At 46.4% G+C, this 25,353-nt stretch carries 17 protein-coding genes; 4 read left to right on the plus strand and 13 right to left on the minus strand.

The features are described from left to right. Window positions 1-68: 68 nt before the first annotated feature. The 12 genes from tuf to QZ371_RS03935 all read right to left on the minus strand — a co-directional run bounded on the left by tuf (window position 69) and on the right by QZ371_RS03935 (window position 19,859). Window positions 69-1,268 carry an elongation factor Tu gene (gene tuf, locus QZ371_RS03880; protein ID WP_295209707.1) on the minus strand — a complete coding sequence of 400 codons (1,200 nt, stop codon included), beginning with the start codon at window positions 1,266-1,268 and terminating at the stop codon, window positions 69-71. Between the two features lie 111 nt (window positions 1,269-1,379). After that, complete coding sequence (gene fusA, locus QZ371_RS03885; RefSeq protein WP_295209710.1) at window positions 1,380-3,461, minus strand: elongation factor G; 2,082 nt, start codon at window positions 3,459-3,461, stop codon at window positions 1,380-1,382. A gap of 21 nt (window positions 3,462-3,482) precedes the next feature. Continuing rightward, window positions 3,483-3,953, minus strand: coding sequence for a 30S ribosomal protein S7 (rpsG, locus tag QZ371_RS03890; RefSeq protein WP_295209713.1), 471 nt, complete (start codon window positions 3,951-3,953; stop codon window positions 3,483-3,485). A gap of 190 nt (window positions 3,954-4,143) precedes the next feature. After that, window positions 4,144-4,569: a 30S ribosomal protein S12 gene (gene rpsL / locus QZ371_RS03895; protein WP_117863570.1), complete on the minus strand. Its 426-nt coding sequence runs from the start codon at window positions 4,567-4,569 to the stop codon at window positions 4,144-4,146. A gap of 201 nt (window positions 4,570-4,770) precedes the next feature. After that, window positions 4,771-6,117, minus strand: coding sequence for a hypothetical protein (locus QZ371_RS03900; protein WP_295209717.1), 1,347 nt, complete (start codon window positions 6,115-6,117; stop codon window positions 4,771-4,773). A gap of 51 nt (window positions 6,118-6,168) precedes the next feature. Further along, a complete protein-coding gene (locus QZ371_RS03905) occupies window positions 6,169-6,636 on the minus strand; it encodes an RNA polymerase sigma factor (RefSeq protein WP_295209720.1) in 468 nt (155 codons plus the stop codon). 127 nt (window positions 6,637-6,763) lie between these two features. After that, a complete protein-coding gene (gene rpoC / locus QZ371_RS03910; protein ID WP_295209836.1) occupies window positions 6,764-10,339 on the minus strand; it encodes a DNA-directed RNA polymerase subunit beta' in 3,576 nt (1,191 codons plus the stop codon). A gap of 87 nt (window positions 10,340-10,426) precedes the next feature. Continuing rightward, window positions 10,427-14,248: a DNA-directed RNA polymerase subunit beta gene (gene rpoB, locus QZ371_RS03915; RefSeq protein ID WP_295209722.1), complete on the minus strand. Its 3,822-nt coding sequence runs from the start codon at window positions 14,246-14,248 to the stop codon at window positions 10,427-10,429. Window positions 14,249-14,586: 338 nt separating this feature from the next. After that, window positions 14,587-15,027 carry a hypothetical protein gene (locus tag QZ371_RS03920; protein WP_295209725.1) on the minus strand — a complete coding sequence of 147 codons (441 nt, stop codon included), beginning with the start codon at window positions 15,025-15,027 and terminating at the stop codon, window positions 14,587-14,589. A gap of 19 nt (window positions 15,028-15,046) precedes the next feature. Beyond that, a complete protein-coding gene (locus QZ371_RS03925; protein ID WP_295209728.1) occupies window positions 15,047-16,576 on the minus strand; it encodes a YifB family Mg chelatase-like AAA ATPase in 1,530 nt (509 codons plus the stop codon). 61 nt (window positions 16,577-16,637) lie between these two features. Beyond that, window positions 16,638-17,585, minus strand: a complete 948-nt coding sequence (locus QZ371_RS03930) for an alpha/beta hydrolase (protein WP_295209731.1) — start codon at window positions 17,583-17,585, stop codon at window positions 16,638-16,640. Window positions 17,586-17,777: 192 nt separating this feature from the next. Continuing rightward, the gene (locus tag QZ371_RS03935) at window positions 17,778-19,859 is read right to left on the minus strand and encodes an elongation factor G (RefSeq protein ID WP_295209839.1); all 2,082 of its coding nucleotides are present in this window, start codon (window positions 19,857-19,859) and stop codon (window positions 17,778-17,780) included. A gap of 443 nt (window positions 19,860-20,302) precedes the next feature. Here QZ371_RS03935 and QZ371_RS03940 point away from each other — a divergent pair, with 443 nt between their 5' ends. Further along, window positions 20,303-21,160 (plus strand): dipicolinate synthase subunit DpsA, encoded by an 858-nt coding sequence (locus QZ371_RS03940; RefSeq protein ID WP_295209734.1) that lies wholly within the window; start codon window positions 20,303-20,305, stop codon window positions 21,158-21,160. A gap of 1 nt (window position 21,161) precedes the next feature. Then, window positions 21,162-21,755 (plus strand): dipicolinate synthase subunit B, encoded by a 594-nt coding sequence (locus QZ371_RS03945; protein ID WP_295209737.1) that lies wholly within the window; start codon window positions 21,162-21,164, stop codon window positions 21,753-21,755. A 154-nt stretch (window positions 21,756-21,909) separates the two neighbouring features. On the opposite strand, the gene glgA is transcribed toward QZ371_RS03945, so the two are convergent. Continuing rightward, entirely contained in the window at window positions 21,910-23,352 is a 1,443-nt protein-coding gene (gene glgA / locus QZ371_RS03950; protein ID WP_295209740.1) for a glycogen synthase GlgA, read from the minus strand. A gap of 315 nt (window positions 23,353-23,667) precedes the next feature. On the opposite strand from glgA, the gene QZ371_RS03955 reads away from it, so the two are divergent. Further along, the gene (locus tag QZ371_RS03955; protein ID WP_295209743.1) at window positions 23,668-23,937 is read left to right on the plus strand and encodes an ACT domain-containing protein; all 270 of its coding nucleotides are present in this window, start codon (window positions 23,668-23,670) and stop codon (window positions 23,935-23,937) included. A gap of 17 nt (window positions 23,938-23,954) precedes the next feature. Next, on the plus strand, window positions 23,955-25,310 hold the full coding sequence (locus QZ371_RS03960) for a PFL family protein (protein WP_295209746.1): 1,356 nt from the start codon (window positions 23,955-23,957) through the stop codon (window positions 25,308-25,310). Window positions 25,311-25,353 lie beyond the last annotated feature (43 nt).

Raw genomic sequence — 25,353 nt, forward strand, 5'->3', positions numbered from 1 at the left:
ACCTAACAAATAAACAAAAAAAATTCGGGCACGAAGCTCGTACCCGAATTTGAAATGTTTAACTAAAATTAGTCTCTAACAGCAGTTACAACGCCGGAACCTACTGTTCTACCACCCTCACGGATAGCGAAACGAAGTCCCTCTTCGATAGCGATTGGAGTGATAAGCTCAACGTCCATTGTTACGTTATCGCCAGGCATACACATTTCCTTGTCAGCAGGAAGAGTGATAACGCCTGTAACGTCTGTTGTTCTGAAATAGAACTGTGGTCTGTAGTTGTTGAAGAATGGAGTATGACGGCCTCCCTCTTCCTTCTTCAGAACGTAAACCTGACCTGAGAACTTTGTATATGGATGAATAGAACCCGGCTTACAAAGAACCTGACCTCTCTGAATGTCAGTTCTCTGGATACCACGGAGGAGCGCACCGATGTTGTCGCCTGCCTCAGCGTAGTCAAGGATCTTTCTGAACATCTCGATACCAGTTACAACTGTCTTTGGTCTCTCAGTTGAAAGTCCGAGGATCTCAACTTCGTCACCAGTCTTGAGCTGACCTCTTTCAACTCTACCAGTAGCTACTGTACCACGGCCTGTGATTGTGAATACGTCCTCAACAGGCATAAGGAATGGGAGATCAGACTTTCTGTCTGGTGTTGGGATGAATGAGTCAACAGCGTCCATAAGGTCAAGGATCGGCTTGTAAGCAGGATCAGAAAGATCGTCTGGAGCTTCGAGAGCTGCAAGAGCAGAACCCTTGATGATTGGAGTGTCGTCGCCAGGGAAATCATACTTGTCGAGGAGTTCTCTGATATCCATCTCTACGAGATCGAGGAGCTCTTCGTCGTCAACCTGGTCAGCCTTGTTCATAAATACAACGATAGCTGGAACGCCTACCTGTCTAGCAAGGAGAAGGTGCTCTCTTGTCTGAGCCATAGGACCATCAGAAGCAGCAACTACGAGGATAGCGCCGTCCATCTGAGCAGCACCAGTGATCATGTTCTTTACATAGTCAGCGTGGCCTGGGCAGTCAACGTGAGCATAGTGACGGTTCTTTGTCTCATACTCAACATGAGCTGTGTTGATTGTAATACCTCTCTCTCTCTCTTCTGGAGCAGAGTCGATGTTGCTGTAATCCTTCTTCTCTGCAAGACCCTGGAGAGCAAGTGTCTTTGTGATAGCAGCAGTAAGAGTTGTCTTACCGTGGTCAACGTGACCGATTGTACCAATGTTAACGTGTGGTTTGGTTCTTTCGAAATGTGCCTTTGCCATAGGAATTTTCCTCCTTAAAATTTTATTGTTTCCGATTTAACATACCGTAGTATAATTATATCAAATAAATGAAAACTTTGCAATAGAAAAACAGAAATTTTTCCGCAAAAATTATTCGCCCTTGTTTCTTGAAGCCATGATCTTCTCTGAAATGGACTTTGGAACCTGAATATAGCTGTCTGGCTCCATTGTGTACTGACCACGACCCTGAGTCTTTGAACGCAGGTCGTTTGAGTAACCGAACATCTCTGACAGCGGAACAAGTGCGTCAACCTGAACAGCACCGGTTCTCTGTTCCTGGCCAAGGATCTGACCACGACGAGAGTTAAGGTCACCGATAACAGTACCAAGATAATCATCAGGAGCGATAACGCAAACCTTCATAATAGGCTCAAGAATGATTGGTGAAGCCTTTCTCATAGCTTCCTTGAAAGCCATAGAACCGGCGATCTTAAATGCCATTTCTGAAGAGTCTACTTCGTGATATGAACCATCATACAGCTCTACCTTAACGTCAACTACCTGGAAGCCAGCGAGAACACCGTTCTCCATAGCGCCCTTGATACCTGCGTCAACAGCTGGGATGTATTCCTTAGGAATAGCACCGCCGACAACCTTGTTAACGAACTCGTAGCCCTTACCGGACTCGTTAGGCATAACGTTGATCTTAACGTGACCGTACTGACCCTTACCACCTGACTGCTTAGCATACTTGTAATCAACAGTTGCAGGAGCAGTAATTGTCTCCTTATAAGAAACCTGAGGAGCACCTACGTTAGCCTCTACCTTGAACTCACGGAGAAGTCTGTCTACGATGATCTCGAGGTGAAGCTCGCCCATTCCGGCGATGATAGTCTGTCCTGTTTCCTCAGAAGTATAAGTTCTGAATGTTGGGTCCTCTTCTGCAAGCTTTGCAAGAGCAATACCCATCTTTTCCTGACCTGCCTTAGTCTTAGGCTCGATAGCGAGCTGGATAACAGGCTCAGGGAATTCCATAGACTCGAGAAGTACTGGGTGATCCTCGTCGCAGAGTGTGTCACCTGTTGTTGTATTCTTAAGTCCGATCGCAGCACCGATATCACCAGCGTAGATCGTGTCGATATCCTTTCTGTCGTTAGAGTGCATCTGAACGATACGTCCGATTCTCTCGTCCTTGTCCTTTGTGGAGTTATAAACAGTAGAACCGGCAGTCAGAACACCTGAATAAACTCTGAAGTAGCAGAGCTTACCAACGAATGGGTCTGTTGCGATCTTGAATGCGAGAGCTGCGAACGGCTGATCGTCGCCCGAGATTCTCTCAACTTCTTCACCTGTATTAACGTCAGTACCCTTGATGTGTGGTACGTCGATTGGTGAAGGCATATAGTCAACAATTGCGTCGAGAAGCTTCTGAACGCCCTTGTTTCTGTATGAAGTACCACAGGTAACAGGTACCATTGTGTTAGCGATAGTACTCTTTCTGATTACCTTCTTCATTTCGTCGATAGTGATCTCTTCGTCTGCGAAATACTTCTCAGCAAGATCATCATCAACTTCTGCCAGGTGCTCGATAAGGTCAGCGTGATACTGCTCAGCCTTCTCCTTAAGATCCTCAGGGATCTCTTCCTGGCGGATATCCTTTCCAAGGTCATCATAGTAAACATAAGCCTTCATTTCGAGAAGGTCGACGATTCCCTTGAAGTCATCCTCTGCACCGATAGGAAGCTGGATAGGAACAGCGTTACAATGAAGTCTCTCGTGGAGCATATTCAAAACGTTGTAGAAATCAGCGCCCATAATATCCATCTTGTTGACGTAAACCATTCTTGGAACCTGGTAGTTATCAGCCTGTCTCCAAACTGTTTCAGTCTGAGGCTCAACGCCGCCCTTAGCACAAAGAACTGTTACAGAACCGTCGAGAACTCGAAGTGAACGCTCAACCTCAACTGTAAAGTCAACGTGGCCTGGGGTGTCGATGATGTTCAGTCTGTGACCCTTCCAGTAGCAAGTAGTAGCAGCAGAAGTAATTGTGATACCTCTCTCCTTCTCCTGTGCCATCCAGTCCATCGTAGAAGCACCGTCGTGTGTTTCACCGATCTTATAGTTTACACCGGTATAAAACAGGATACGTTCTGTGGTAGTAGTCTTACCGGCGTCGATGTGTGCCATTATACCGATATTACGGTAGTCCTGCAATTTACATTCTCTTGCCATATATATCCTCCTTTATACTTCTTACCATCTGTAATGAGCGAAAGCCTTGTTAGCTTCAGCCATCTTATGAGTCTCGTCACGCTTCTTGCAAGAACCGCCAACGCCGTTAAGAGCGTCGAGGATCTCAGCTGCGAGTCTCTCCTTCATAGTGTCCTCGTTTCTCTCACGAGAATACTTTGTGATCCATCTCAGACCAAGTGTCTGTCTTCTGTCAGGGCGAACCTCCATAGGAACCTGGTATGTTGCACCGCCGACACGACGAGCCTTGACCTCCAGCTCAGGCATAATGTTATCCATAGCCTCCTGGAATACTTCAAGAGCAGGTCTGCCTGTCTTTTCTTCGACAATTTCAAATGCTCCGTAAACGATCTTCTGAGCTACGCCCTTCTTACCGTCGAGCATAATGTTGTTTACAAGACGTGTAACAAGCTTAGAATTGTATACTGGATCCTGAAGCACGTCTCTCTTTGTAACTCTACCTCTTCTTGGCACTTAAATTCCCTCCTTCACAAATAATGAATTCATAGGTACTCGCTCTGTAACCACGGCCTCAGCCGTTTTACAGCCCCGTCAGTTCCTTGTAGAGTCAACTAATATATATTAATCACTCCACATAAACTGTGGTCTTCGCAGTATGCGACAATGAGTTATAACCTTAAATTATAGTGAGCTTTTCAGTTTATTACTTGGCTGCTCCTGCCTTTGGTCTCTTAGCACCATACTTGGATCTCGCCTGCATTCTCTTAGCAACGCCCTGAGCGTCGAGAGTGCCTCTGATGATGTGATATCTTACACCAGGGAGGTCCTTAACACGTCCGCCTCTGATAAGAACAACGGAGTGCTCCTGAAGATTGTGTCCGATACCAGGGATATAAGCTGTAACTTCGTTTCCGTTTGTGAGCTTAACTCTGGCAACCTTTCTCATAGCTGAGTTTGGCTTCTTAGGTGTAGCAGTTCTTACTACTGTGCAAACGCCACGCTTCTGTGGGCAGCTCTGGTCGATAACTACCTTCTTCTTTGAGTTGAAACCCTTCTGAAGAGCAGGAGCAGTAGACTTGTCTGCGAGGACATTTCTTCCTTTTCTAACTAACTGGTTAAAGGTTGGCATATTTTCTCTCCTTTCATAGAATTGATTTTATGCTGATATACAATTCATCAGCATACCTTGATATTATACACCATTGCTTCCCACTTGTCAAGCACTTTTTCTTGACTTTTTAAACTTTTTGAAAATTCCCATTAAATTTTCTGTCAATTCCCCGAAAAAGCTAAGGGCAGAAGCTACTGCGCCCCTGCCCTGCCGTTATCATCATTCCGTACTGTTGTCCGTGCCTAAAATTTCTTCTTTATCCGCCACTTCGATCTCGGCGTCACCGAATTTATGATAAGTTATAACATAGTCGCTGTCGTCCGTCTTGTCCGAATAGGTTATATCGTTTTGTACTTCGTTGATATAAAGCTTCAGATCATCGGAGAAAAATGTATTCACGCCTTTGCTGAATTTGACCGTGACCAACCATTCATTCTCATCAAAATAATAATGCCTGTTATGGTTCACCGTGGCACTTTCCGAGCTGAACCATTCATCTATATCGTCCTGCTCAACGATGTCGTTATAATTAGAAGTTATACTGAAATATCTTCCGTCCACCTTTATAATAACGCCCTTCATTGAACTGCCCACAGTCGAAACAAGCATAGTTTTTCCCATATCCTTTGGCCTTATCACCAGCGGATAAACGATATCCGCTTCATATCCATCAACATTATTATTGATATACTGGACAAAATTCACAGCTGTATCAATTCTAAATCCCCAGTCCTTTTCAACAGGATTTTGCACAATGCTGAAATTGTCAGCTAACGTTGACTGGTCCTGACTCATATACTCCGCACTATCTAATACAAGCTTATCAAGCTTTTCCATACCTGTATCTTTTGTTGTGTCCATATCATAAACATATGCCAGCGATGATCTCAGCGAACTATAATAATCCGTTCCAATGCTGTCGTAATCCACATCATCAAGCCCCGTTGCGATCTCTCCCGTGCGGCAGTTGCTCAAATTGTTGCGATCAATACCAATGGCTATCTTTTCACCCATTTTCAGATCGTCCGCATAAACAAACTTCCCTGTGGTAACATCTTTCGCTCTGAAATCAAGTTTAAACGCAGCGTAAAAGTAGTATTTCAGGTATTCATATTCATTCACAGTAACACAGTCGATCAATTTGCCCTTTTCGGAGGTATATTTCTCAACGTATATCTTATCGACAAAAAGATATCCCGTTCCATCCGAGCCACAGCCTGCATAAATGCCCACCGCCGTTATATCTTTATCTTTAACGACCTGTTTGAGCGCATTTTGTGCCTGTTCCAAATCAACTGTAGTCTCAGTGCTGTCAAGGCTTTCCGAACTATCGACACTTGACTGCTGCGCCCCGACATTTATCTTATGCTCTTCTCCGCTGCGATAAAGGGTCAGCGCACCGCCAGCCACCAACAAAATAGCCATTGCCGCCGCACCGATCATCTGAAATGTTGCTATTTTTATCTCTCTTCTGCTTCGCTTTTTGATAGGCTTGTCGTTCAAGATCGCTCTCTCCTTCCATTCTGAGGGGGTCTTGATACAGTAAAAAGCATTTATCTTTTTCATCTTCATCTTCTGCTCCTTTCTGCGATATTTTGTTGTAAAAATGTTTCATTTTTACAATGTTATCATATCCTTCAATTGTTCACGCCCTCGTTTTAAGTGGGACTTGACCGTGTTCACCTTTGTGTTGGTAAGCTTTGATATCTCCTCGATAGAAAGCTCCTCAAAGTAATAAAGATAGATCGAGTCCCGATATTTCGGGGGAAGTCTGAAAATGATATCCAGTATCTCGATGTCGCTGCCGTCCTCCGTGAAAGAGTCCACCATATTCAGATCGACGGTGTTTTTCCTCAGCCGATACCGCAAAACACTTCGGCATTCGTTGAGCGTCACTCTGATAAGCCACGCCTTTGGATTAGGGATATCCTCCTTTTTCAGCTTCTTGAAAAGCTTGAAGAACACGTTCTGATAACAGTCCTCAGCGTCGGAAAAATTTCCCGTGTGCAAAACGCAGAGCCTTGTCACCATATCGGAATATTCTTCTAATATCTGCCTGTACTGACTATGCTGTCCGTTCCCCATACTTTTCACTTCCCTTCATTAAATAAAACGCCGCACAATGCAAAAAGGTTGCAAAGAATAAAAAATCGTGCAAAAAAAATTTTCAGCCTGCATAAAAGCTATGCAGACTGAAATATAAAGCTTAGATTTAGATATAAGTCTCAGTATGAGGTGTAGGAACGCTCTCGTTCTTTACCACCTGTACGTTGTTGTAAACGTCCATACCAGTACCGGCCGGGATAAGCTTACCGATGATAACATTTTCCTTAAGACCCATAAGCTTATCAGTCTTACCTCTGATAGCTGCGTCTGTAAGAGCCTTTGTTGTCTCCTGGAAGGAAGCAGCCGACAGGAATGAATCCGAGTAGCTGGAAGCCTTTGTGATACCCTGGAGAACAGGAACAGTTGTGATAAGCTTTGCGTTCTCGTCGCCTGCGTCGATCTGAGCCTGGATCTCTTCGTTGAGTCTTGCAACTTCGCCCCTGTCGATAAGCGAACCTGGGAGCAGATAGCTTGAACCCGAATCGTCGATCTTGACCTTTCTCATCATCTGACGAACGATAACCTCGATATGCTTGTCGTTGATATCAACACCCTGGAGGCGGTAAACCTTCTGAACTTCGGTGATGATGTAGTTCTGAACAGCCTTAGGACCATTAACTGCAAGGATATCAGCAGGGTTGATAGAACCTTCTGTCAGCGGCTCACCTGCTGTAACAGTCTGTCCTTCACGAACCTTGATCTTGTAGCCGTATGGGATTGCGTAAGATTCCTGCTCAGGATTCTCTGTATCCATACTTGTAACTGTGATCTGCTTTGTCTTCTTGACTTCCTCAATTCTAACTACGCCGTCAATTCTTGTGATGATAGCTGCGCCCTTTGGACGACGGCTCTCAAACAGTTCCTCGACTCTAGGAAGACCCTGTGTGATATCTTCCGCAGAAGCGATACCACCTGTGTGGAAGGTTCTCATCGTAAGCTGTGTACCAGGCTCACCGATAGACTGAGCGGAGATTACGCCGACAGCCTCGCCGACCTGTACGATATTGCCGTTTGCAAGGTTAGCGCCGTAGCACTTAGCGCAAACGCCGTGCTTAGCCTGACATTGCAGAACCGATCTGATAGAGATCGAATCCTTGCCCTCTGCTTCGAGAGCTGCAACGATCTTTTCAGCGTCGTGAACATTGATAAGTTTATTTCTCGAGCAGATCATCTCGCCTGTCTTAGGATCCTTGAGATCTTCAACAAGGTATCTGCCCACAAGTCTCTCGCTGAGAGGCTCGATCATTTCGTTGCCGTTCTTGATATCGAATATCTCGATACCAACGTGTGTGCCGCAGTCTTCCTGTCTGATGATAACGTCCTGTGAAACGTCTACGAGACGTCTTGTAAGGTAACCAGAGTCGGCGGTACGCAGAGCCGTATCGGCAAGTCCCTTTCTCGCACCTCTGGAAGAAATGAAGTATTCCAAGATGTTAAGACCTTCACGGTAGTTAGCTCTGATAGGCATCTCGATAGTTGAACCTGATGTGTTGGCGATAAGTCCACGCATACCTGCCAGCTGTCTGATCTGGTTGATAGAACCACGGGCACCTGAGTCAGCCATCATATTGATCGGGTTATACGGATCAAGGTTGGCCTTGAGGGCTTCGGTAACTTCGTCAGTTGCGTTGTTCCAGATCTCGATGAACTTCTTGGACTTCTCTTCTCTTGAGATATAACCTCTCTTGTACTGCTTGTCGATTTTGTCAACAAGTGCGTCAGCCTTTGCGAGGATATCCTTCTTTGTCTCAGGGATAGAAGCGTCGCATACCGCAACTGTGATAGCGGACTTTGTAGAATACTTATAGCCAAGGCTCTTGATGTTGTCAAGAACTTCGGAAGTCGTAGTCGTGCCGTGTCTCTGGATACATCTGTCGATGATGTCAGAGAGCTGCTTCTTCTTTACAAGGAAGCTGATCTCAAGATCAAACTGCTTCTCAGAATTTGTTCTGTCAACAAAACCAAGGTTCTGAGGAATGATAGCGTTGAATATAAGTCTGCCAACAGTAGCGTCGATGATCTTGGAGACCTGCTTGTCGCCGATCTGCTTAGTAATTCTTACCTTGATAGCAGCGTGGAGCGAAACGATATGCTGATCGTAAGCCATAAGGGCTTCGTTCACATCTCTGAATACCTTGCCTTCGCCCGGCTCGCCGTCCTTTTTAAGTGTAAGGTAGTAAGAACCAAGGATCATATCCTGTGTAGGAACTGCAACAGGACGTCCGTCAGATGGCTTCAACAGGTTGTTAGCAGCCAGCATAAGGAATCTTGCCTCAGCCTGTGCCTCAGCGGAAATTGGAAGATGGACAGCCATCTGGTCTCCGTCGAAGTCGGCGTTGAATGCTGTACAAACAAGTGGGTGGAGCTTGATAGCTCTGCCTTCAACGAGGATAGGCTCGAATGCCTGAATACCAAGTCTGTGAAGTGTAGGCGCACGGTTGAGCATTACAGGGTGACCCTGAATAACGTTCTCAAGAGCGTCCCAAACCTCCGGCTTAGCTCTGTCTACCATTTTTCTTGCAGACTTTATATTGATAGAAGGATTTGTGTCAACAAGTCTCTTCATAACGAAAGGCTTGAAAAGCTCAAGAGCCATTTCCTTAGGAAGACCGCATTGATACATTTTCAGCTCAGGGCCAACGACGATAACAGAACGTCCCGAATAGTCAACACGCTTACCGAGCAGGTTCTGTCTGAAACGACCCTGCTTACCTTTAAGCATATCTGACAGAGACTTGTATGCTCTGTTATTAGGACCTGTAACAGGTCTGCCGTGTCTGCCGTTGTCGATAAGAGCGTCAACAGCTTCCTGAAGCATTCTCTTCTCGTTTCTTACGATGATGTCCGGCGCTTCAAGCTCCAGCATTTTCTTCAAACGGTTATTTCTGTTGATAACACGTCTGTAAAGGTCGTTAAGGTCGCTTGTGGCGTATCTGCCGCCGTCAAGCAGTACCATAGGTCTGATATCCGGTGGGATAACAGGGATAGCCTCGAGTATCATCCATTCAGGACGATTGCCCGAAGTTCTGAAAGCTTCAACGATCTCCAATCTCTTGAGGAGCTTTATCCTCTTCTGACCGGCAGGGAGATCCTTAAGCTCAGTCTTGAGCTCGTCAGCAAGCTTTTCAAGGTCGATCTCTTCAAGAAGCTCCTTGATAGCTTCTGCGCCCATTCCGGCTCTGAAATCTTCCTCGTCATACTTCTCGAGCATTTCGTTATAGTCCTTTTCAGTAAGGAGCTGACCCTTTATAAGCTCTGTATTGCCTGGGTCGATAACGATATATTTTGTGAAATAAAGAACTTCTTCAAGTCTCTTCTGAGAGATCTCCAGCATCTGACCGATCCTTGAAGGTGTGCCCTTGAAGTACCAGATATGTGATACAGGAGCAGCGAGCTCAATGTGACCCATTCTCTCTCTACGAACTTTGGCTCTTGTTACCTCAACGCCGCAGCGCTCGCAGACCTTGCCCTTGAAGCGGATCTTCTTGTACTTGCCGCAATGACATTCCCAGTCCTTTGAAGGTCCAAAGATCTTTTCGCAGAACAGGCCGTCCTTTTCCGGCTTCTGAGTACGGTAATTTATTGTTTCAGGTCTTGTTACAACGCCGTATGACCACTCACGGATCTTTTCCGGTGATGCAAGACCGATCTTTATTGATGCAAACTCATTGAATTCCAACAGCAGTACCCTCTTCCTGTTTAGTTTGGGATCATCTGACAGGATATGTCCCCATATCCCGTCTGCCGATCCTTATATTTACACGTCTAATTATTCATCTCCGAGAAACAGATCAGAGTCATCGGAAACAGCATTGTGCTCAAGCTCAGATGTTCCGTCCTCGTCCTCTGCCATAAATCCTTCGTCAAGATCGCCTTCGTCAACGCTGAAGTCGATGTCCTCTTCCATTGCCGGCTGAGGAACGAGCTCGTCGTCATCGTCGAAGGACTGTTTGAGGTCGATCTCCTCGTTGTTGATGTTGAGTACCTTGAGATCAAGACCAAGCGACTGGAGCTCCTTAACGAGTACCTTGAAGGCCTCAGGTACGCCAGGCTTAGGAACGTTCTGTCCCTTAACGATAGCTTCATAAGTCTTGACTCTTCCGACAGTATCGTCAGATTTAACAGTAAGGATCTCCTGAAGTGTGTAAGCTGCGCCGTAAGCCTCAAGAGCCCAAACTTCCATCTCACCGAATCTCTGTCCGCCGAACTGTGCCTTACCGCCGAGAGGCTGCTGTGTTACCAGCGAATAAGGACCAACAGAACGTGCGTGGATCTTATCGTCTACCAGGTGGTGGAGCTTCAGATAATACATATAACCGACAGTTACCTTATTATCGAACTTCTCGCCTGTTCTTCCGTCATATACTGTGAACTTTCCGTCCTCGCTCATACTGAGAGCATTAGGATTGATGACCTCGTCCATTGTGTTGAGGGTGAACTCGTCGTCCTTATGCTCGAGATAATTCTGCTGAGCCATCTTGAAGCACTCTCTGATATCTGCTTCGTGTGCACCGTCGAATACCGGGGTCATGATCTTCCAGCCAAGAGCCTTTGCAGCCATACCAAGATGAACTTCAAGCACCTGACCGATGTTCATACGAGAAGGTACGCCCAATGGGTTCAGACAGATATCAAGCGGAGTACCGTCCTCGAGGAACGGCATATCTTCCTGTGGGAGTATCCTTGAAACGACACCCTTGTTACCGTGTCTGCCGGCCATCTTATCGCCCACAGAGATCTTTCTCTTCTGTGCAATGTAACACCTTACAAGCATATTAACTCCCGGAGAAAGCTCATCGCAATTCTCTCTTGTGAATATCTTAACGTCGATGATAGTACCGGCTTCGCCGTGAGGTACCTTAAGAGAGTTATCTCTTACTTCTCTTGCCTTTTCGCCGAAGATAGCTCTGAGGAGCCTCTCTTCTGCTGTCAGCTCAGTTTCGCCCTTTGGTGTTACCTTACCAACAAGGATATCGCCCGAACGAACTTCTGCGCCTATTCTGATGATACCGTTCTCGTCCAGATCCTTAAGAGCGTCCTCACCAACATTAGGGATATCTCTTGTGATCTCCTCAGGTCCGAGCTTTGTATCTCTTGCTTCTGTCTCATACTCTTCGATATGGATAGAAGTATATTTATCCTGCTTAACAAGGTTCTCGTTCAGAAGAACGGCATCCTCGTAGTTGTAACCTTCCCAAGTCATAAAGCCTATCAGAGCGTTCTTACCAAGTGAAAGCTCGCCGTTTGAAGTAGCTGGACCGTCGCCGATGATCTGATTAGCTTCGATCCTTTCGCCCTTGTTGACGATAGGTCTCTGGTTCGTGCAAGTACCTGCGTTTGAACGCTTGAACTTTGTGAGCTCGTAAGTTCTGAGCATACCGCTGTCCTCACGGATAACGATCTTGTCAGCGTCAACGCTCTCAACGACGCCTGCGTTCTTTGATACCACAGCAACACCCGAGTCAAGACAAGCCTTGTACTCCATACCTGTACCAACGATAGGAGACTCAGTCTTGAGCAGCGGCACAGCCTGCCTCTGCATATTCGATCCCATCAGCGCACGGTTAGCGTCATCGTTCTCGAGGAACGGGATACAAGCCGTAGCGACAGAAACTACCATCTTAGGTGAAACGTCCATAAAGTCGATCTTCTCTCTCTCGATCTCGAGGATCTGATCTCTGTATCTGCCGTTTACCTTTGGTCTTGCGAACTTGTTGTCCTCTGTAAGAGGTTCGTTCGCCTGAGCTACCATATAATTATCCTCAACGTCAGCAGTCATATAAACAACTTCGTCAGTTACAACGCCTGTTTCCTTATCAACACGTCTGTAAGGTGCTTCGATAAAACCGTACTCGTTTATCCTTGCGAAAGAAGCAAGATATGAGATAAGTCCGATGTTAGGACCTTCCGGCGTCTCGATAGGACACATTCTGCCGTAGTGAGTATAGTGTACGTCACGAACTTCAAATCCGGCACGGTCTCTTGAAAGACCGCCAGGGCCGAGGGCTGAAAGACGTCTCTTGTGAGTAAGCTCAGCAAGCGGGTTGTTCTGATCCATAAACTGTGACAGAGGAGAAGAACCGAAGAACTCTCTGATAGCCGCAGTAATAGGTCTTATATTGATAAGAGCAGTCGGAGTAACGACTTCAGTACCCTGTGACTGAATGTTCATTCTCTCACGGATAACTCTTTCCATTCTTGTGAAACCGATCCTGAACTGGTTCTGAAGAAGCTCGCCTACTGAACGTATTCTTCTGTTGCCCAGGTGGTCGATATCGTCAACAGTACCAACGCCCTCACAAAGGTTGAGGAAGTAAGAAACAGTTGCGATGATATCATCAATCGTGATGTGCTTAGGAACGAGATCGTCAGCCTTAGTTCTGATGTTCTCCTTGAGCTCTTCCTCGTTCTCAGAATCCTCGAGAACTTCTCTCAAAGCCTTGAATGAAACCTTCTCGTTGATACCGAGCTCTGTGCAGTCGAAATCAACATAAGCGTTGATATCCACCATACCGTTACCGATAATCTTAACTTCGCACTCTTCAAGCTTTGTAACAGATTCGCCTGTTGCAGATGTAACGTGCTCCTTGACCTCAACGTCAACGTAAGCTTCCATAACGCCTGCTGTCTCGATCTCCATAGCTCTGTCAAAGTTGATGAGCTCGCCAGCCTCAGCCATAACTTCGCCTGTCATAGGATTTACGACATTTCTTGAAAGTCTGTGGCCTGCCAGTCTTGAACCGATGCCAAGCTTCTTGTTATACTTATATCTACCAAATCTTGAAAGATCGTATCTCTTAGCGTCAAAGAACAGGTTATTAAGATGTGTAACAGCAGAATCAACTGTTGGCGGCTCGCCCGGACGGAGCTTCTTGTAAACTTCAAGAAGAGCTTCCTCTCTGTTGGCAGTCTGATCCTTCTGCATAATAGTCTGAGTAAGTCTCTCGTCTGGGCCGAAAACTTCCTCGATCTCTTCGTTCGTGCCAAGACCCAATGATCTCAAGAACGTTGTAAGAGGTATCTTTCTGTTCTTATCTATTCTGACGTAAACAACGTCGTTTGAATCCATTTCATATTCAAGCCAAGCGCCTCTGTTAGGGATAACAGTTGTCTTGAAAAGATCCTTACCTGTCTTGTCCTTGTCAAAAGCATAATAAACGCCTGGTGAACGAACGAGCTGTGAAACTATAACACGCTCCGCACCGTTGATAACGAAAGTACCGCTGTCTGTCATCTTAGGGAAATCACCCATAAAGACCTCGGACTCCTTGATCTCGCCGGTCTCGGTATTGTTAAGTCTAGCAGTAACTCTGAGAGGAACTGCATAAGTTACGTCTCTCGCCTTACATTCCGCTACGGAATACTTAGCCTCTTCATCGAAATGATATCCGACAAAGCTCAGCTCCAGCGTGCCGTTATAATCGGTAATAGCTGAAACGTCTCTGAAAACTTCCTTCAGACCTTCGTCCAGAAACCATTGATAAGAGTTCTTCTGTACCTCAATAAGGTTAGGCATCTCCAAGACCTCATTGATCTTGGCAAAGCTCTTTCTCGTGTTCTTACCAAGTTTTACGTCCTTGACATTCACCATAGGCTCAATCACTCCTTAATTTATTTGGAAATACATTCAGTTGCTCGTATTTACCCTGTGGTTTTTAGCGGATCTCACGCCATTTTTGCCCTAAAAAACAAACAAAAAAGGTGTAAAACTCCATTATGATACAGTATACTATTATATAATAATAGCAACCCTTTGTCAAGCGTTTTACACCCTTAAATTATTCAATTATTAATTTTTCTGCGTTTTAAACAAAAATCGCAGATTTCAACACGTTATCTTCTATAATTACCAATGTGTTATAATATCGTAAATTTTTATTTAACAAAACAGCTCGTTTGCCAAAATAAAACAATCGAACGAATTGGAATTTAAGACTTTCGTCTGTTCCTTATTGAATAGATAATTGTTATAGTTAATGTACACAAAATTAAGATATGTAAAATGGTATGGTATACATCAGGTATGTATTTGCCATCTACATCGACCCAATGAATTGTTTCTGAGAAATATTTGATCTTACCATCCAATGATCCCATAAATCCACTATTAAAGATAGTATACCATTCGTGACACATAAATTGTATTACAAGCCACATTGACATCCATCCGACAACGATCCATTTTCCAATATTTTCTTTAAATATAAACAGTATTATTGTAATCAAATAAATCAAAAAGAGTATACCATCTTCTTTATATGACTTTGTAACTAAACATTTGTTATTAAAATACAAACCTGTCATATCAAGAAAAAACCATAATAACAATGCGACCTGTGCAACAATACAATATCTTTTCTTCATCTGCATACCTCATTTCTCCTATGTATCACCCATTCCAATACTTTCGATCAAGGCTTCGGTACTGCACCGCAAGGGCAATGTGCCGCTTGTCGATGATCTCCGCCCCGTCCATATCCGCCGCCGTCCTTGCAACTTTCATAATCTTGTCGTAAGCCCTCGCCGAAAGCCCCAGCTTGTCGAACACATTCTCAAGAAGCTTTGAAGCCTCCGTTGTCAGCGGACAAACCTCGTGGAGCATATCGGACGTTATGCGGGCGTTGCAAGTAACGTTTGTACCCTTGAAGCGCCTGTTTTGGATATCTCTAGCCTTCTGCACCCTTTCACGGATAGAAGCCGAGGACTCTTCCTTTGCCGATGATGAAAGGTCGGCGTACTCAACAGGTGCGACTTCCAAATGAATATCAAAACGATCAAGCAAAGGCCCTGATATCTTTGAAAGATAGCTCGATACCTGCTTCTGCGAACATATACACTTTCTCGTCGGGTGTCCGTAATATCCGCAAGGGCAAGGATTCATCGCACCGATGAGCATAAATGAGCAAGGGTATGTTATCGACCCCGAAACCCTCGATATTGTCACCTGCTGATCTTCCAATGGCTGGCGCAAAATTTCAAGTGCAGGCCGTGTGAATTCCGCAAGCTCGTCAAGAAAAAGCAAGCCGTTGTGCGCAAGTGATATCTCACCCGGCTTCGGAATAGAGCCGCCTCCGGCAAGTCCGGCAGGAGAAACAGTATGGTGTGGCGAGCGGAAAGGCCTTGTGGTGATGAGAGGGCTTTCCCTGTCCAAAAGTCCTGCCACAGAATGGATATTTGTCGTTTCGATAGACTCCTCAAAAGTCATCGCAGGAAGTATGGAGGGCATACGCTTTGCAAGCATAGATTTTCCCGAACCGGGCGAACCGATCATAAGTGCGTTATGTCCCCCTGCCGCAGCAACTTCAAGAGCTTTTTTCGCCGCCGACTGCCCTTTTACGTCCGCAAAATCCAGCGACCCGAAAAAGCTTTCCTCCGAGGGCTTATAAGACAGCGCTGGCACTATCTCGGCTTTCCTTGCGAAATGGAACACCAGCTCCCCGATAGACCTCACGCCGTAAGCCCTTATCCCCTCGACGACGGAAGCTTCACGAACGTTGTCAACAGGCACATAAATCTCTTCAAGCCCCATTTTCTGCGCCATTATGGTCATAGGCAAAACGCCCTGAACAGGCCGAACCTCGCCGCTGAGAGAAAGCTCGCCGATAAAAGCCGCCTTTCTGAGCTGCTCATCATCGACAAAACCCGTCACCCTCAAAAGCGCAACAGCGATAGCAAGGTCATAGACCGAGCCGGTTTTCTTCACGTCCGCAGGGGCAAGGTTTATCATCACCCTTTTCTGCGGAAAGGTTATGGAACTTGACCGCAGCGCAGAGCGTATCCTCTCACGGCTCTCCTTGACGGAAGCGTCCGCAAGCCCCACGATATCAAAGGCAGCAATGCCCGTCGAAGCTTCTATCTCGACAGTCACCGCAAAAGCGTTTAGCCCCAGCAGCCCGAGGCTGTTTATCCTAGCAAACATTGGCTTTCTCCCCTGTACAAAAAATATCATCGCCGCAGGCGATACCTTAATTCCTCATTCCTCATTCCTCATTCGGAAGCGTGCTTATAATGTCGAGAAGAAAATCAGCGATATCGTTGTAGACCTCACGGCGGTTCGTCTCGTTCACAAGCTCGTGGCGAGCGTCCTCGTAAATTTTCATCTCAACGTCGCAGCCGTAAAGCGAAAGCCTGTTGAACACGCTGAGCACGCCCTTGCCATAGCTTCCCACAGGGTCGGCGCTGCCTGCGATGAGGTATGTGGGCAGCTCTTTCGGGTAGGTCTCGAACCACCTTTCGTTTGTGACATACCAAAGAACTTTCATCAGATTTTCAAAGCCGTTGAGGGTGAAAATGAAGTTGCATTTCGGGTCGACGGAATATTTTGTCACGATATCTTGGTCACGGGATATCCAGTCGTAATCGGTGACTTTGTCGGGAATTTTTCTTGTATAAGCGCCGAAAGCCAGCTTATTGACAGCCTTGCTGCGATACTTGTCGCCGTGAAGAGCTTTAAGGCTGTCAACAACAGTCAGCAGCGCAGGGATACCCTCCATACCGCCGCTAGTTCCGCAGAATATGGCCGCCGTGAGATTTTTGCCGTGCTTAGTGGTAAAAGCTCTTGCGAGGAAGCTTCCCATACTATGGCCGATAAGAAAATAAGGCAGTTCGGGATAATTCTTCTTCATCATTTTAGTAAGTGTATACATATCCTCGACGGCATTTTCCCAGCCGTGCTCAGGCGAAAAATAACCCAGTTCGGAATTATCTGAAACGCTGTCGCCGTGGCCTAAGTGGTCGTTGCCGCAGACGACGAAACCAAGGCTGGTAAGAAATTCCGCAAGGTCGTCATATCGTTCAAAATACTCGCACATTCCGTGAGAAATCTGCACGACGGCTCTGACTGTTCCCACAGGAAATCTGACATAATACGCTATTTTATGAAGTCCGTCCGCTGACGGATAAAAGCTTTTGAAATGTGTACAATTCATTTTTCGACCTCCTGTTTTTTGTGTTTGTTTTACATTATGTATAGTATATCACAAAGTTTGCTAATAATCAAGTTTGGCACATAGGGTTTTGGAACATAAAAGACCATCGCCAACGGCGATTCATTCATTTCTCACTAAAAAGGGGAACGCAACACCCTGCATTCCCCTCTCCATTATCATAATTCTACAAGATCAATCTGCCATAGCATTCTTAGCGATCACATCTGCCACAAGGTTCGCTGGCAATGCCTCGTATCTCGCCTTCTCAAAGGTGAACACGCCCTGTCCCTGCGTCATTTGTCTCAAAAGCAATGTGAAATCTGCCATTTCTGACATCGGCACTTCTGCCACGATCTCCGTCATTCCCTTCTTCTCCGCTGGGTTCATTCCAAGCACTCTGCCCCTTCTCTTGTTGAGCTCGCCCATCATATCGCCCGTGTTCTCGTCCGGAACAAGCACGCTCAGCGAGCCGATAGGTTCAAGAAGTATCGGTTCTGCCTGCCTCATACCCTCTTTGTATGCAATTGAAGCCGCCATTTTAAACGCCATTTCCGAGCTGTCAACAGGGTGATACGAGCCGTCAACAAGTATCGCTTTAAGTCCCACAACCGGGAAGCCTGCCAGCACGCCCTTCTTTACGCACTCCTGCAAGCCCTTTTCAACTGCTGGGAAGAAGTTTTTAGGAACTGCTCCGCCGAATACTTTTTCCTCAAAGATAAGGTCGTCCGATACGCAAGGCTCGAACTCTATCCAAACATCGCCGTACTGTCCGTGTCCGCCCGACTGCTTCTTGTGTCTGCCTTGAACTTTGACTTTCTTTCTGATAGTCTCACGATAAGATATCTTCGGCACGGAAGTCTCCACCTCAACGCCGAATGTTCCTGCAAGTCTGCCCACGATAGAGTCAAGGTGCAGTCCGCCAAGTGTGCTGAGTATCATTTCATTTGTGGACGTATCAAGCTTATAGTCGATAGTCAAGTCCTCTTCCATAAGTCTTGCCATTGATGAAGATATCTTGCTTTCGTCCCCCTGTTTCTTCGCCTTAACAGCCATTTTATAGCAAGGCTTCGGGAAGTCCATAGGCGCAAATTTCACAACTCTTGCGCTGTCGCAAATAGTGTCGTTAGTGTTCACGTTCATCTTCATCGCAACCACGATATCGCCGCAGCCTGCTTCCGAAACGTCTATCTGCTTCTTGCCCTGAAGCGTCACAAGCTTGCCGACCTTTTCCGTGCTGCCCGTGGTGGCATTGACAACTTCCTTGTTAGCTGTCAGCTTGCCCGAGAACACCTTTATGTATGACATCTTGCCGACAAATGGATCAGCAACAGTCTTGAAAACAAATGCGCTCAGCGGATCGCTTTCTGAGCAAGCCACCTCAACAGCTTCTCCGTCAGCCTTTTCGCCGATCATAGCGTCCTTTTCGGAAGGCGGCGGAAGCAGCAAGTCTATCTCTTTGAGAAGCATATCAACGCCCGAAAGATCTGTGGAAGAAACGCAGGTAACAGGTGTGATAACGCCCGAATTCATACCCTTGTGTATGCCGTCGATAATCTCTTTCTGCGTGAAAGCCTCACCCGAGAAGAACTTTTCAAAAAGCGCCTCGTCAGTTTCCGCAACGGCTTCTGAAACAGCCTCGATAAGTCCGTCGATACGATATTCCATTTTCTCGGAAACTTCGGCAGTCGGCATATCAGTCTCAACAGCCTTGCCGTCAACGTATTTATAAGCTTTCATCTCGATGAGATTTACATACGAAACGATCTTTCTGTCAGCGATAACAGGCACAACAACAGGACAAACTGTCGGGCCGAATTCAGCCTTTAGCTGCGTGAAAACGTTGTTGAAGTTTGCGTTATCATCGTCAAGCTTCGTTACAACGAACATCGTCGGCTTGCCCATTTTCTTCGCAAGATCATAAGCCTTGTGCGTGCCGACCCTTACGCCCGATTTGCCCGAAACTGTTATCATAACGCAGCCGCTTGCAGCAATGCCTTCAACGGCTTCGCCCTCATAATCGAACATACCCGGAGTATCGAGGAGATTTACCTTGAACTCACCTGTTTCAAGTGATGAAAGCGAGGTGTAGACAGAGCATTTTCTCTTTATCTCCTCAGCCGTGTAGTCAGAAACCGTGTTTCCCTCAGCGACCTTTCCGAGCCTGTCGGTAGCGCCGCTTTTATATAGCAAAGCTTCAGTCAGCGAGGTCTTGCCTGAACCAGCCTGACCTGCAATGGCGATATTTTTTATTTTTGTGCTGTCGTAATTTTTCAATGTGATCTCTCCGTTCCAAGCCGCAAACACGGCGTAATAAATTTCGTATACGGTCATCGGCGCAGCAACGCCATTTTGCGTTTATATGTACAAGCTACACAAAATATATCAACCGCATAAGATAATTATATACCATTTTCACATAAATATCAATAGTACAAAGCGAAAATCTTTTCGGAGAAAGTTTTTTCGTTATTATGAACAAATTTTATATGTTTTGCAAAGCACATTGCATAAAACAGCAAGCAGACAACCTAAAGCAAACGAGAGTTCAATGCGACCGAAGGTCGCAACAAAAAGATCATCGCCGCAGGCGATACCTTCATTCCTCATTCCTCACTCCTCATTCCTCACTATCCTAACGCTCCTCATTCCTCACTCAGTATTAACGTTTGCGCAACAACTGCATATAATTATGTATAACTCTTTCGGAGGGATCAACTATGAACAAAACTGTTTTTCTCTGCGTCGGCGGAGACGCCAGACAAACATATACAGCCCGTTTCCTCGCCGGCTTCGGCAGGGTCTATACTTACGGTATCGACGATATCGGCGAAAATACTATCCCCCTCGCTTCGCTGGATATGCTCCACGAAAAAGCCGACGTGCTTGTGCTGCCTATCCTTAAAAGCGACGGGCTGGAGATATCATCGTTCCGTGGCAAAAAAATTTATTGCAGCGACGTTTCACCACACCTTGCGAAAAACGCCCTAGTGACAGGCGGTATGCTCCGCCGTGTGCAGATCGAGTATTTCTCATCGCTGGGCTTTGACGTCAAGGACTATTATATGCGTGACGAGCTAGTCATACGAAACTGTATACCCACCGCCGAGGGCGCTTTGCAAATCGCTATGCAGGAGCTTGCTTCAACTATCGACGGCAGCGAAGTGCTCGTTATCGGCTATGGCAGAGTTGGCAAAGCCTGCGCAAAGCTATTTGACGCAGTTGGCGCTGATACAGTCGTCACGGCACGAAAGCTTTCAGCCCTTGCCGAGGCGCAGAACAACGGGCTGGACGCTTTCGCCCTGTCGGAACTTTACGGCAGGATAGCACGCTTTGAGGTGATAATAAACACCGTTCCTGCAATGATATTAGATGAAAGTCTGCTGGGTGCTGTATCAAAAAACGCCCTTGTTATCGACCTTGCTTCAAAGCCCGGCGGAGTTGACTTTGAGGCGGCTTCACGGCTTAATAGGCGTGTTGTCTGGGCGCTTTCGCTGCCCGGAAAGGCTGCGCCGATGACAGGCGGAGAGATAATCGCCCGAGCAGTCGTGAACATTTTACAGGAAAGGGGAACATAGAATGTCACTTGACGACATTAAAATAGGATTTTGTATGACGGGTTCGTTCTGCACCTTTGAAAAGGCGTTCAAAGCGGCGCAGGAGCTGCGGTCAATGGGCGCAGAGCTGATACCTGTTATGTCATATAATGCGGCGCAGATATCAACACGTTTCGGAAGCGCCGAGGACAATGTGAAAAGGCTCGAGGACATCGCAGGGGCAAAGGTCATCACAACTATCGCCGAGGCAGAACCTATCGGGCCGAAAAAAATGTGCGATATTATGCTGATAGCTCCCTGTACATCAAATACGGCGGCAAAGCTCGCCCTAGGCATTGTGGATACTCCTGCGGCAATGGCTGTAAAAAGTCACCTGCGCAATTCAAGGCCTGTGCTTGCGGCGATATCCACCAACGACGCCCTTGCAGGCTGTGCAAAGAACATAGGATATCTGCAAAATCTGAAAAATTACTACTTTGTGCCATACGGACAGGACAGCACCGCAAAAAAGCCATTCTCAATGGTTGCGGACTTTTCGATGATACCGAAAGCTGTGGAAGCCGCCCTTGAAGGCGTTCAGTTGCAGCCTATGGTGTTCGGGGCTGATAAAGGTTGATCCTACAAAGTGCATAACGAAAAGTAAACGTAGCGTATAACAAGCGGGCGACCGCAAATTGTTGTGAGCATTGTCGAACAACAATTTGCGCCCCTACCTTATATAAAAAGCTCCTCGGCGATGAACCGAAGAGCTTTTTGTTATATGCAATATTCTATCCGATAAGCCAGTCATACATTTCCTGATACTTATTTGCGGAAGCTTGCCAAGAGAAATCCTGTGCCATTGCAGACTTGATAAGTCCGTTCCACTCGTCACGGCGGTCGTCATAGATATACTTTGCGAACATAACCGTGTTGTACATTTCGTGAGCGTTGTAATTTGCAAAGCTGAAGCCTGTGCCTGTTCTGTCGAACTGGTTGAACGGCTGGACTGTATCTTTAAGTCCGCCTGTTTCACGGACGATAGGCAGAGTGCCGTAACGCAGGGACATAAGCTGTGAAAGGCCGCAAGGCTCGAAGAGCGACGGCATAAGGAATGCGTCAACGGAAGCATAAATGCGGTGACTCATTTCCTCGCTGTAATAGATATTTGCGGAAACTCTGTCGGGATACTTGCCTGCAAAATAGCGGAACATATCCTCATACTTCTGCTCGCCTGTACCGAGGACAACGAACTGTATGCCCTGCTCGCACATTCTTTCCATCATATAGGCGATAAGGTCAAAGCCCTTCTGATCTGTCAGACGGCTTACGATACCCACCATAAAGCGGTTATCGTCCTGCGCAAGGCCAAGCTCTGCCTGAATAGCACGCTTATTATGTATCTTCTTTTCAAGGACATTGTCATAATTATACTTTACAGCGATATGGTTATCGGTATCGGGGTTATAGTCAACATAGTCGATACCATTGACGATACCACGGAGGTCGTGCTGTCTTGCACGCATAAGTCCGTCAAGGCCTTCGCCGTAAAACTCAGTCTTGATCTCTTCTGCATAGGTATTGCTGACAGTTGTGATAGCGTCGGCATAGACAAGTCCGCCCTTGAGCATATTGCCGTCAACGCCTGTTCTAAGCTTGTCGATAGTGAAATAATAATCAGAAAGACCCGACAGCCACTTAAAGCGCTCAACGCCGTCATTGCCCTGGAACTTGAGGTTATGGATAGTCATAACAGTTTTTATGCCACGGAAGAAATCTCCCCCTGCGAAGCTGTCGTGGAGATAAACAGGGATAAGGCCTGTCTGCCAGTCGTGGCAATGGATAACGTCCGGACGGAAGTCGAGGAGCGGCAGAGCTGAAAGCACGGCCTTATCGAAATACATAAACTTCTCGATATCCCAATGGTGTTCGGTATAAGGCTTATCGCCTGTGAAGTAGTGCTCGTTGTCGATAAAATAGAATGTTACGCCGTCATAGACCGTTTCAAGCACGCCCACATACTGGCTCTGACCTGCAAAGTCCATATAAAAGTGGGTCTTATAGTTCATCATATCCTTCCATTGCTGTTTCATACAGGAATACTTTGGCAGGATAACTCTCACGTCATAATATCTCTTATCAAAGCACTTTGGCAGCGATCCGACAACGTCGGCAAGTCCGCCTGTTTTGATAAAAGGCACGCACTCTGAGGAAGCAAACAATACTTTTTTCATAATAATGATCCTTTCCAATTTCATTCAACTCACGTTCATCAGCAATTAACACCTGGCAAGCGTTATTGCCAATGCAATCGCTTATATTATAACACTTTTTGTTCAAAACGTCAAGCTTTTTACGTTGCATAGGGCTGTACTTCGGGCGACGCACTTTGTAGCCCGAAGAGCGGAGTCGTAACTTGCCCGAAGTACAGTTCTATGCGAATAAAAAAGCGAGTTCATAAAATATTTATAATTAGAGCTATTGGCAAATTGAGCGAACTGTGATATAATTAGTAATATGTATTAAAGTATATGAAAGGCTGGTTTTTTATGAGAGCTGTTGTTACGGTAATCGGTAAGGACGCCGTTGGTATCCTTGCTAAGGTAAGCACTAAGTGCGCTGAATATAATGCAAACGTTATTGAGGTTACTCAGTCAGTATTGCAGGATCTTTTTGCAATGATCATGCTGGTGGATATCACTAAGCTCAATACTGATTTTGCTTCTATGGCTGACGCTCTTACTGAGCTCGGCGAAACTATGGGCGTTAAGATCCATACTATGCACGAGGACATCTTTAACTGTATGCACCATATTTAAGAGAGGACTTCTGACAAATGATTAATACATACGACGTATTGGAAACAATACGAATGATACAGGACGATTGTCTCGACATTCGTACCATAACAATGGGCATTTCTCTGCTGGATTGTATCGACAGCGATATCAATGTTGCCTGCGAAAATGTTTACAAGAAGATCACTTCAAAGGCCGCACGCCTTGTTGAAGTCGGCGAACAGATCGAAAAGGAACTTGGTATCCCGATCATCAATAAGAGAATTTCCGTTACTCCTATCGCTATCGTTTCCGCTGCCTGCAAGTGCTCCCCTGTTCCATTCGCAAAGGCTATGGACAGAGCCGCAAAGGACGTTGGAGTAAACCTTATCGGCGGTTACACGGCGCTCGTTCCAAAGGGCTTCTCTGCCGGTGATATCGAGCTTATCAAGTCTATCCCTGAGGCTCTTGCCACAACCGAGAGAGTTTGCTCATCGGTAAATATCGGCTCGACCAAGACAGGTATCAACCTTGATGCCTGCAAGATTATGGGCTCTGTTGTAAGAGAATGTGCTGAAAGAACTGTTGATTCAGCTTGCTTCGGCGCTGCAAAGCTGGTCGTATTCTGCAACGCTGTTGAGGATAACCCGTTTATGGCAGGCGCTTTTCACGGCGTCGGCGAGCCTGACTGTATGATAAACGTGGGCGTTTCGGGTCCTGGCGTTGTAAGAGCTGCCCTCAGAAAATATCCTGACGCTGACATCACAAAGATATCTGACGTTATCAAGGAAATTTCCTATAAAATCACAAGAGTTGGTCAACTCGTTGGCACTATCGCTTCAAAGAGACTTGGCGTGCCTTTCGGTATCGTTGACCTTTCTCTCGCTCCAACTCCAGCTGTCGGCGACTCTGTTGCGCATATCCTTGAAGAGATCGGACTTGAAAAGTGCGGCACTCACGGCACAACTGCTGCCCTTGCATTGCTCAACGACGCTGTCAAGAAGGGCGGCGTAATGGCTTGCTCGAGGATTGGTGGACTTTCCGGTGCGTTCATTCCTGTATCTGAGGACGCCGGTATGATCGACGCTGCAAAGAGCGGTGCGCTCTGCATTGAAAAGCTGGAAGCTATGACTGCGGTTTGCTCCGTTGGTCTCGATATGATCTGTATCCCCGGCGACACCCCTGCTGACACTATCTCGGCTATCATCGCTGACGAAGCTGCTATCGGTATGGTCAACAACAAGACCACCGCTGTTAGAGTTATCCCTGCTATCGGCAAGGACGTTGGCGACGAGCTTGACTGGGGCGGACTTTTCGGCTGCGGCCCTGTTATGCCGCTCAAGAAGGAGTCACCTTCAAAGTTCATCAATCGTGGCGGACAGATACCTGCACCGCTTCATTCTCTCAAAAACTAACACCAAGCGGCAGAGCATTTTCTGCCGCTTTTTTCATCAAAGA

The organism is Ruminococcus sp. (genome assembly GCF_019423705.1).
GTDB lineage: Bacteria > Bacillota > Clostridia > Oscillospirales > Ruminococcaceae > Hominimerdicola.

What these genes read in the sequence shown, in the direction of transcription:
- tuf (WP_295209707.1), bottom strand. Translation starts at nt 1,268, where the DNA reads ATGGCAAAGGCACATTTCGAAAGAACCAAACCACACGTTAACATTGGT.
- fusA (WP_295209710.1), bottom strand. Translation starts at nt 3,461, where the DNA reads ATGGCAAGAGAATGTAAATTGCAGGACTACCGTAATATCGGTATAATG.
- rpsL (WP_117863570.1), bottom strand. Translation starts at nt 4,569, where the DNA reads ATGCCAACCTTTAACCAGTTAGTTAGAAAAGGAAGAAATGTCCTCGCA.
- QZ371_RS03900 (WP_295209717.1), bottom strand. Translation starts at nt 6,117, where the DNA reads ATGAAAAAGATAAATGCTTTTTACTGTATCAAGACCCCCTCAGAATGG.
- QZ371_RS03905 (WP_295209720.1), bottom strand. Translation starts at nt 6,636, where the DNA reads ATGGGGAACGGACAGCATAGTCAGTACAGGCAGATATTAGAAGAATAT.
- rpoB (WP_295209722.1), bottom strand. Translation starts at nt 14,248, where the DNA reads ATGGTGAATGTCAAGGACGTAAAACTTGGTAAGAACACGAGAAAGAGC.
- QZ371_RS03920 (WP_295209725.1), bottom strand. Translation starts at nt 15,027, where the DNA reads ATGCAGATGAAGAAAAGATATTGTATTGTTGCACAGGTCGCATTGTTA.
- QZ371_RS03925 (WP_295209728.1), bottom strand. Translation starts at nt 16,576, where the DNA reads ATGTTTGCTAGGATAAACAGCCTCGGGCTGCTGGGGCTAAACGCTTTT.
- QZ371_RS03930 (WP_295209731.1), bottom strand. Translation starts at nt 17,585, where the DNA reads ATGAATTGTACACATTTCAAAAGCTTTTATCCGTCAGCGGACGGACTT.
- QZ371_RS03940 (WP_295209734.1), top strand. Translation starts at nt 20,303, where the DNA reads ATGAACAAAACTGTTTTTCTCTGCGTCGGCGGAGACGCCAGACAAACA.
- QZ371_RS03945 (WP_295209737.1), top strand. Translation starts at nt 21,162, where the DNA reads ATGTCACTTGACGACATTAAAATAGGATTTTGTATGACGGGTTCGTTC.
- glgA (WP_295209740.1), bottom strand. Translation starts at nt 23,352, where the DNA reads ATGAAAAAAGTATTGTTTGCTTCCTCAGAGTGCGTGCCTTTTATCAAA.
- QZ371_RS03955 (WP_295209743.1), top strand. Translation starts at nt 23,668, where the DNA reads ATGAGAGCTGTTGTTACGGTAATCGGTAAGGACGCCGTTGGTATCCTT.
- QZ371_RS03960 (WP_295209746.1), top strand. Translation starts at nt 23,955, where the DNA reads ATGATTAATACATACGACGTATTGGAAACAATACGAATGATACAGGAC.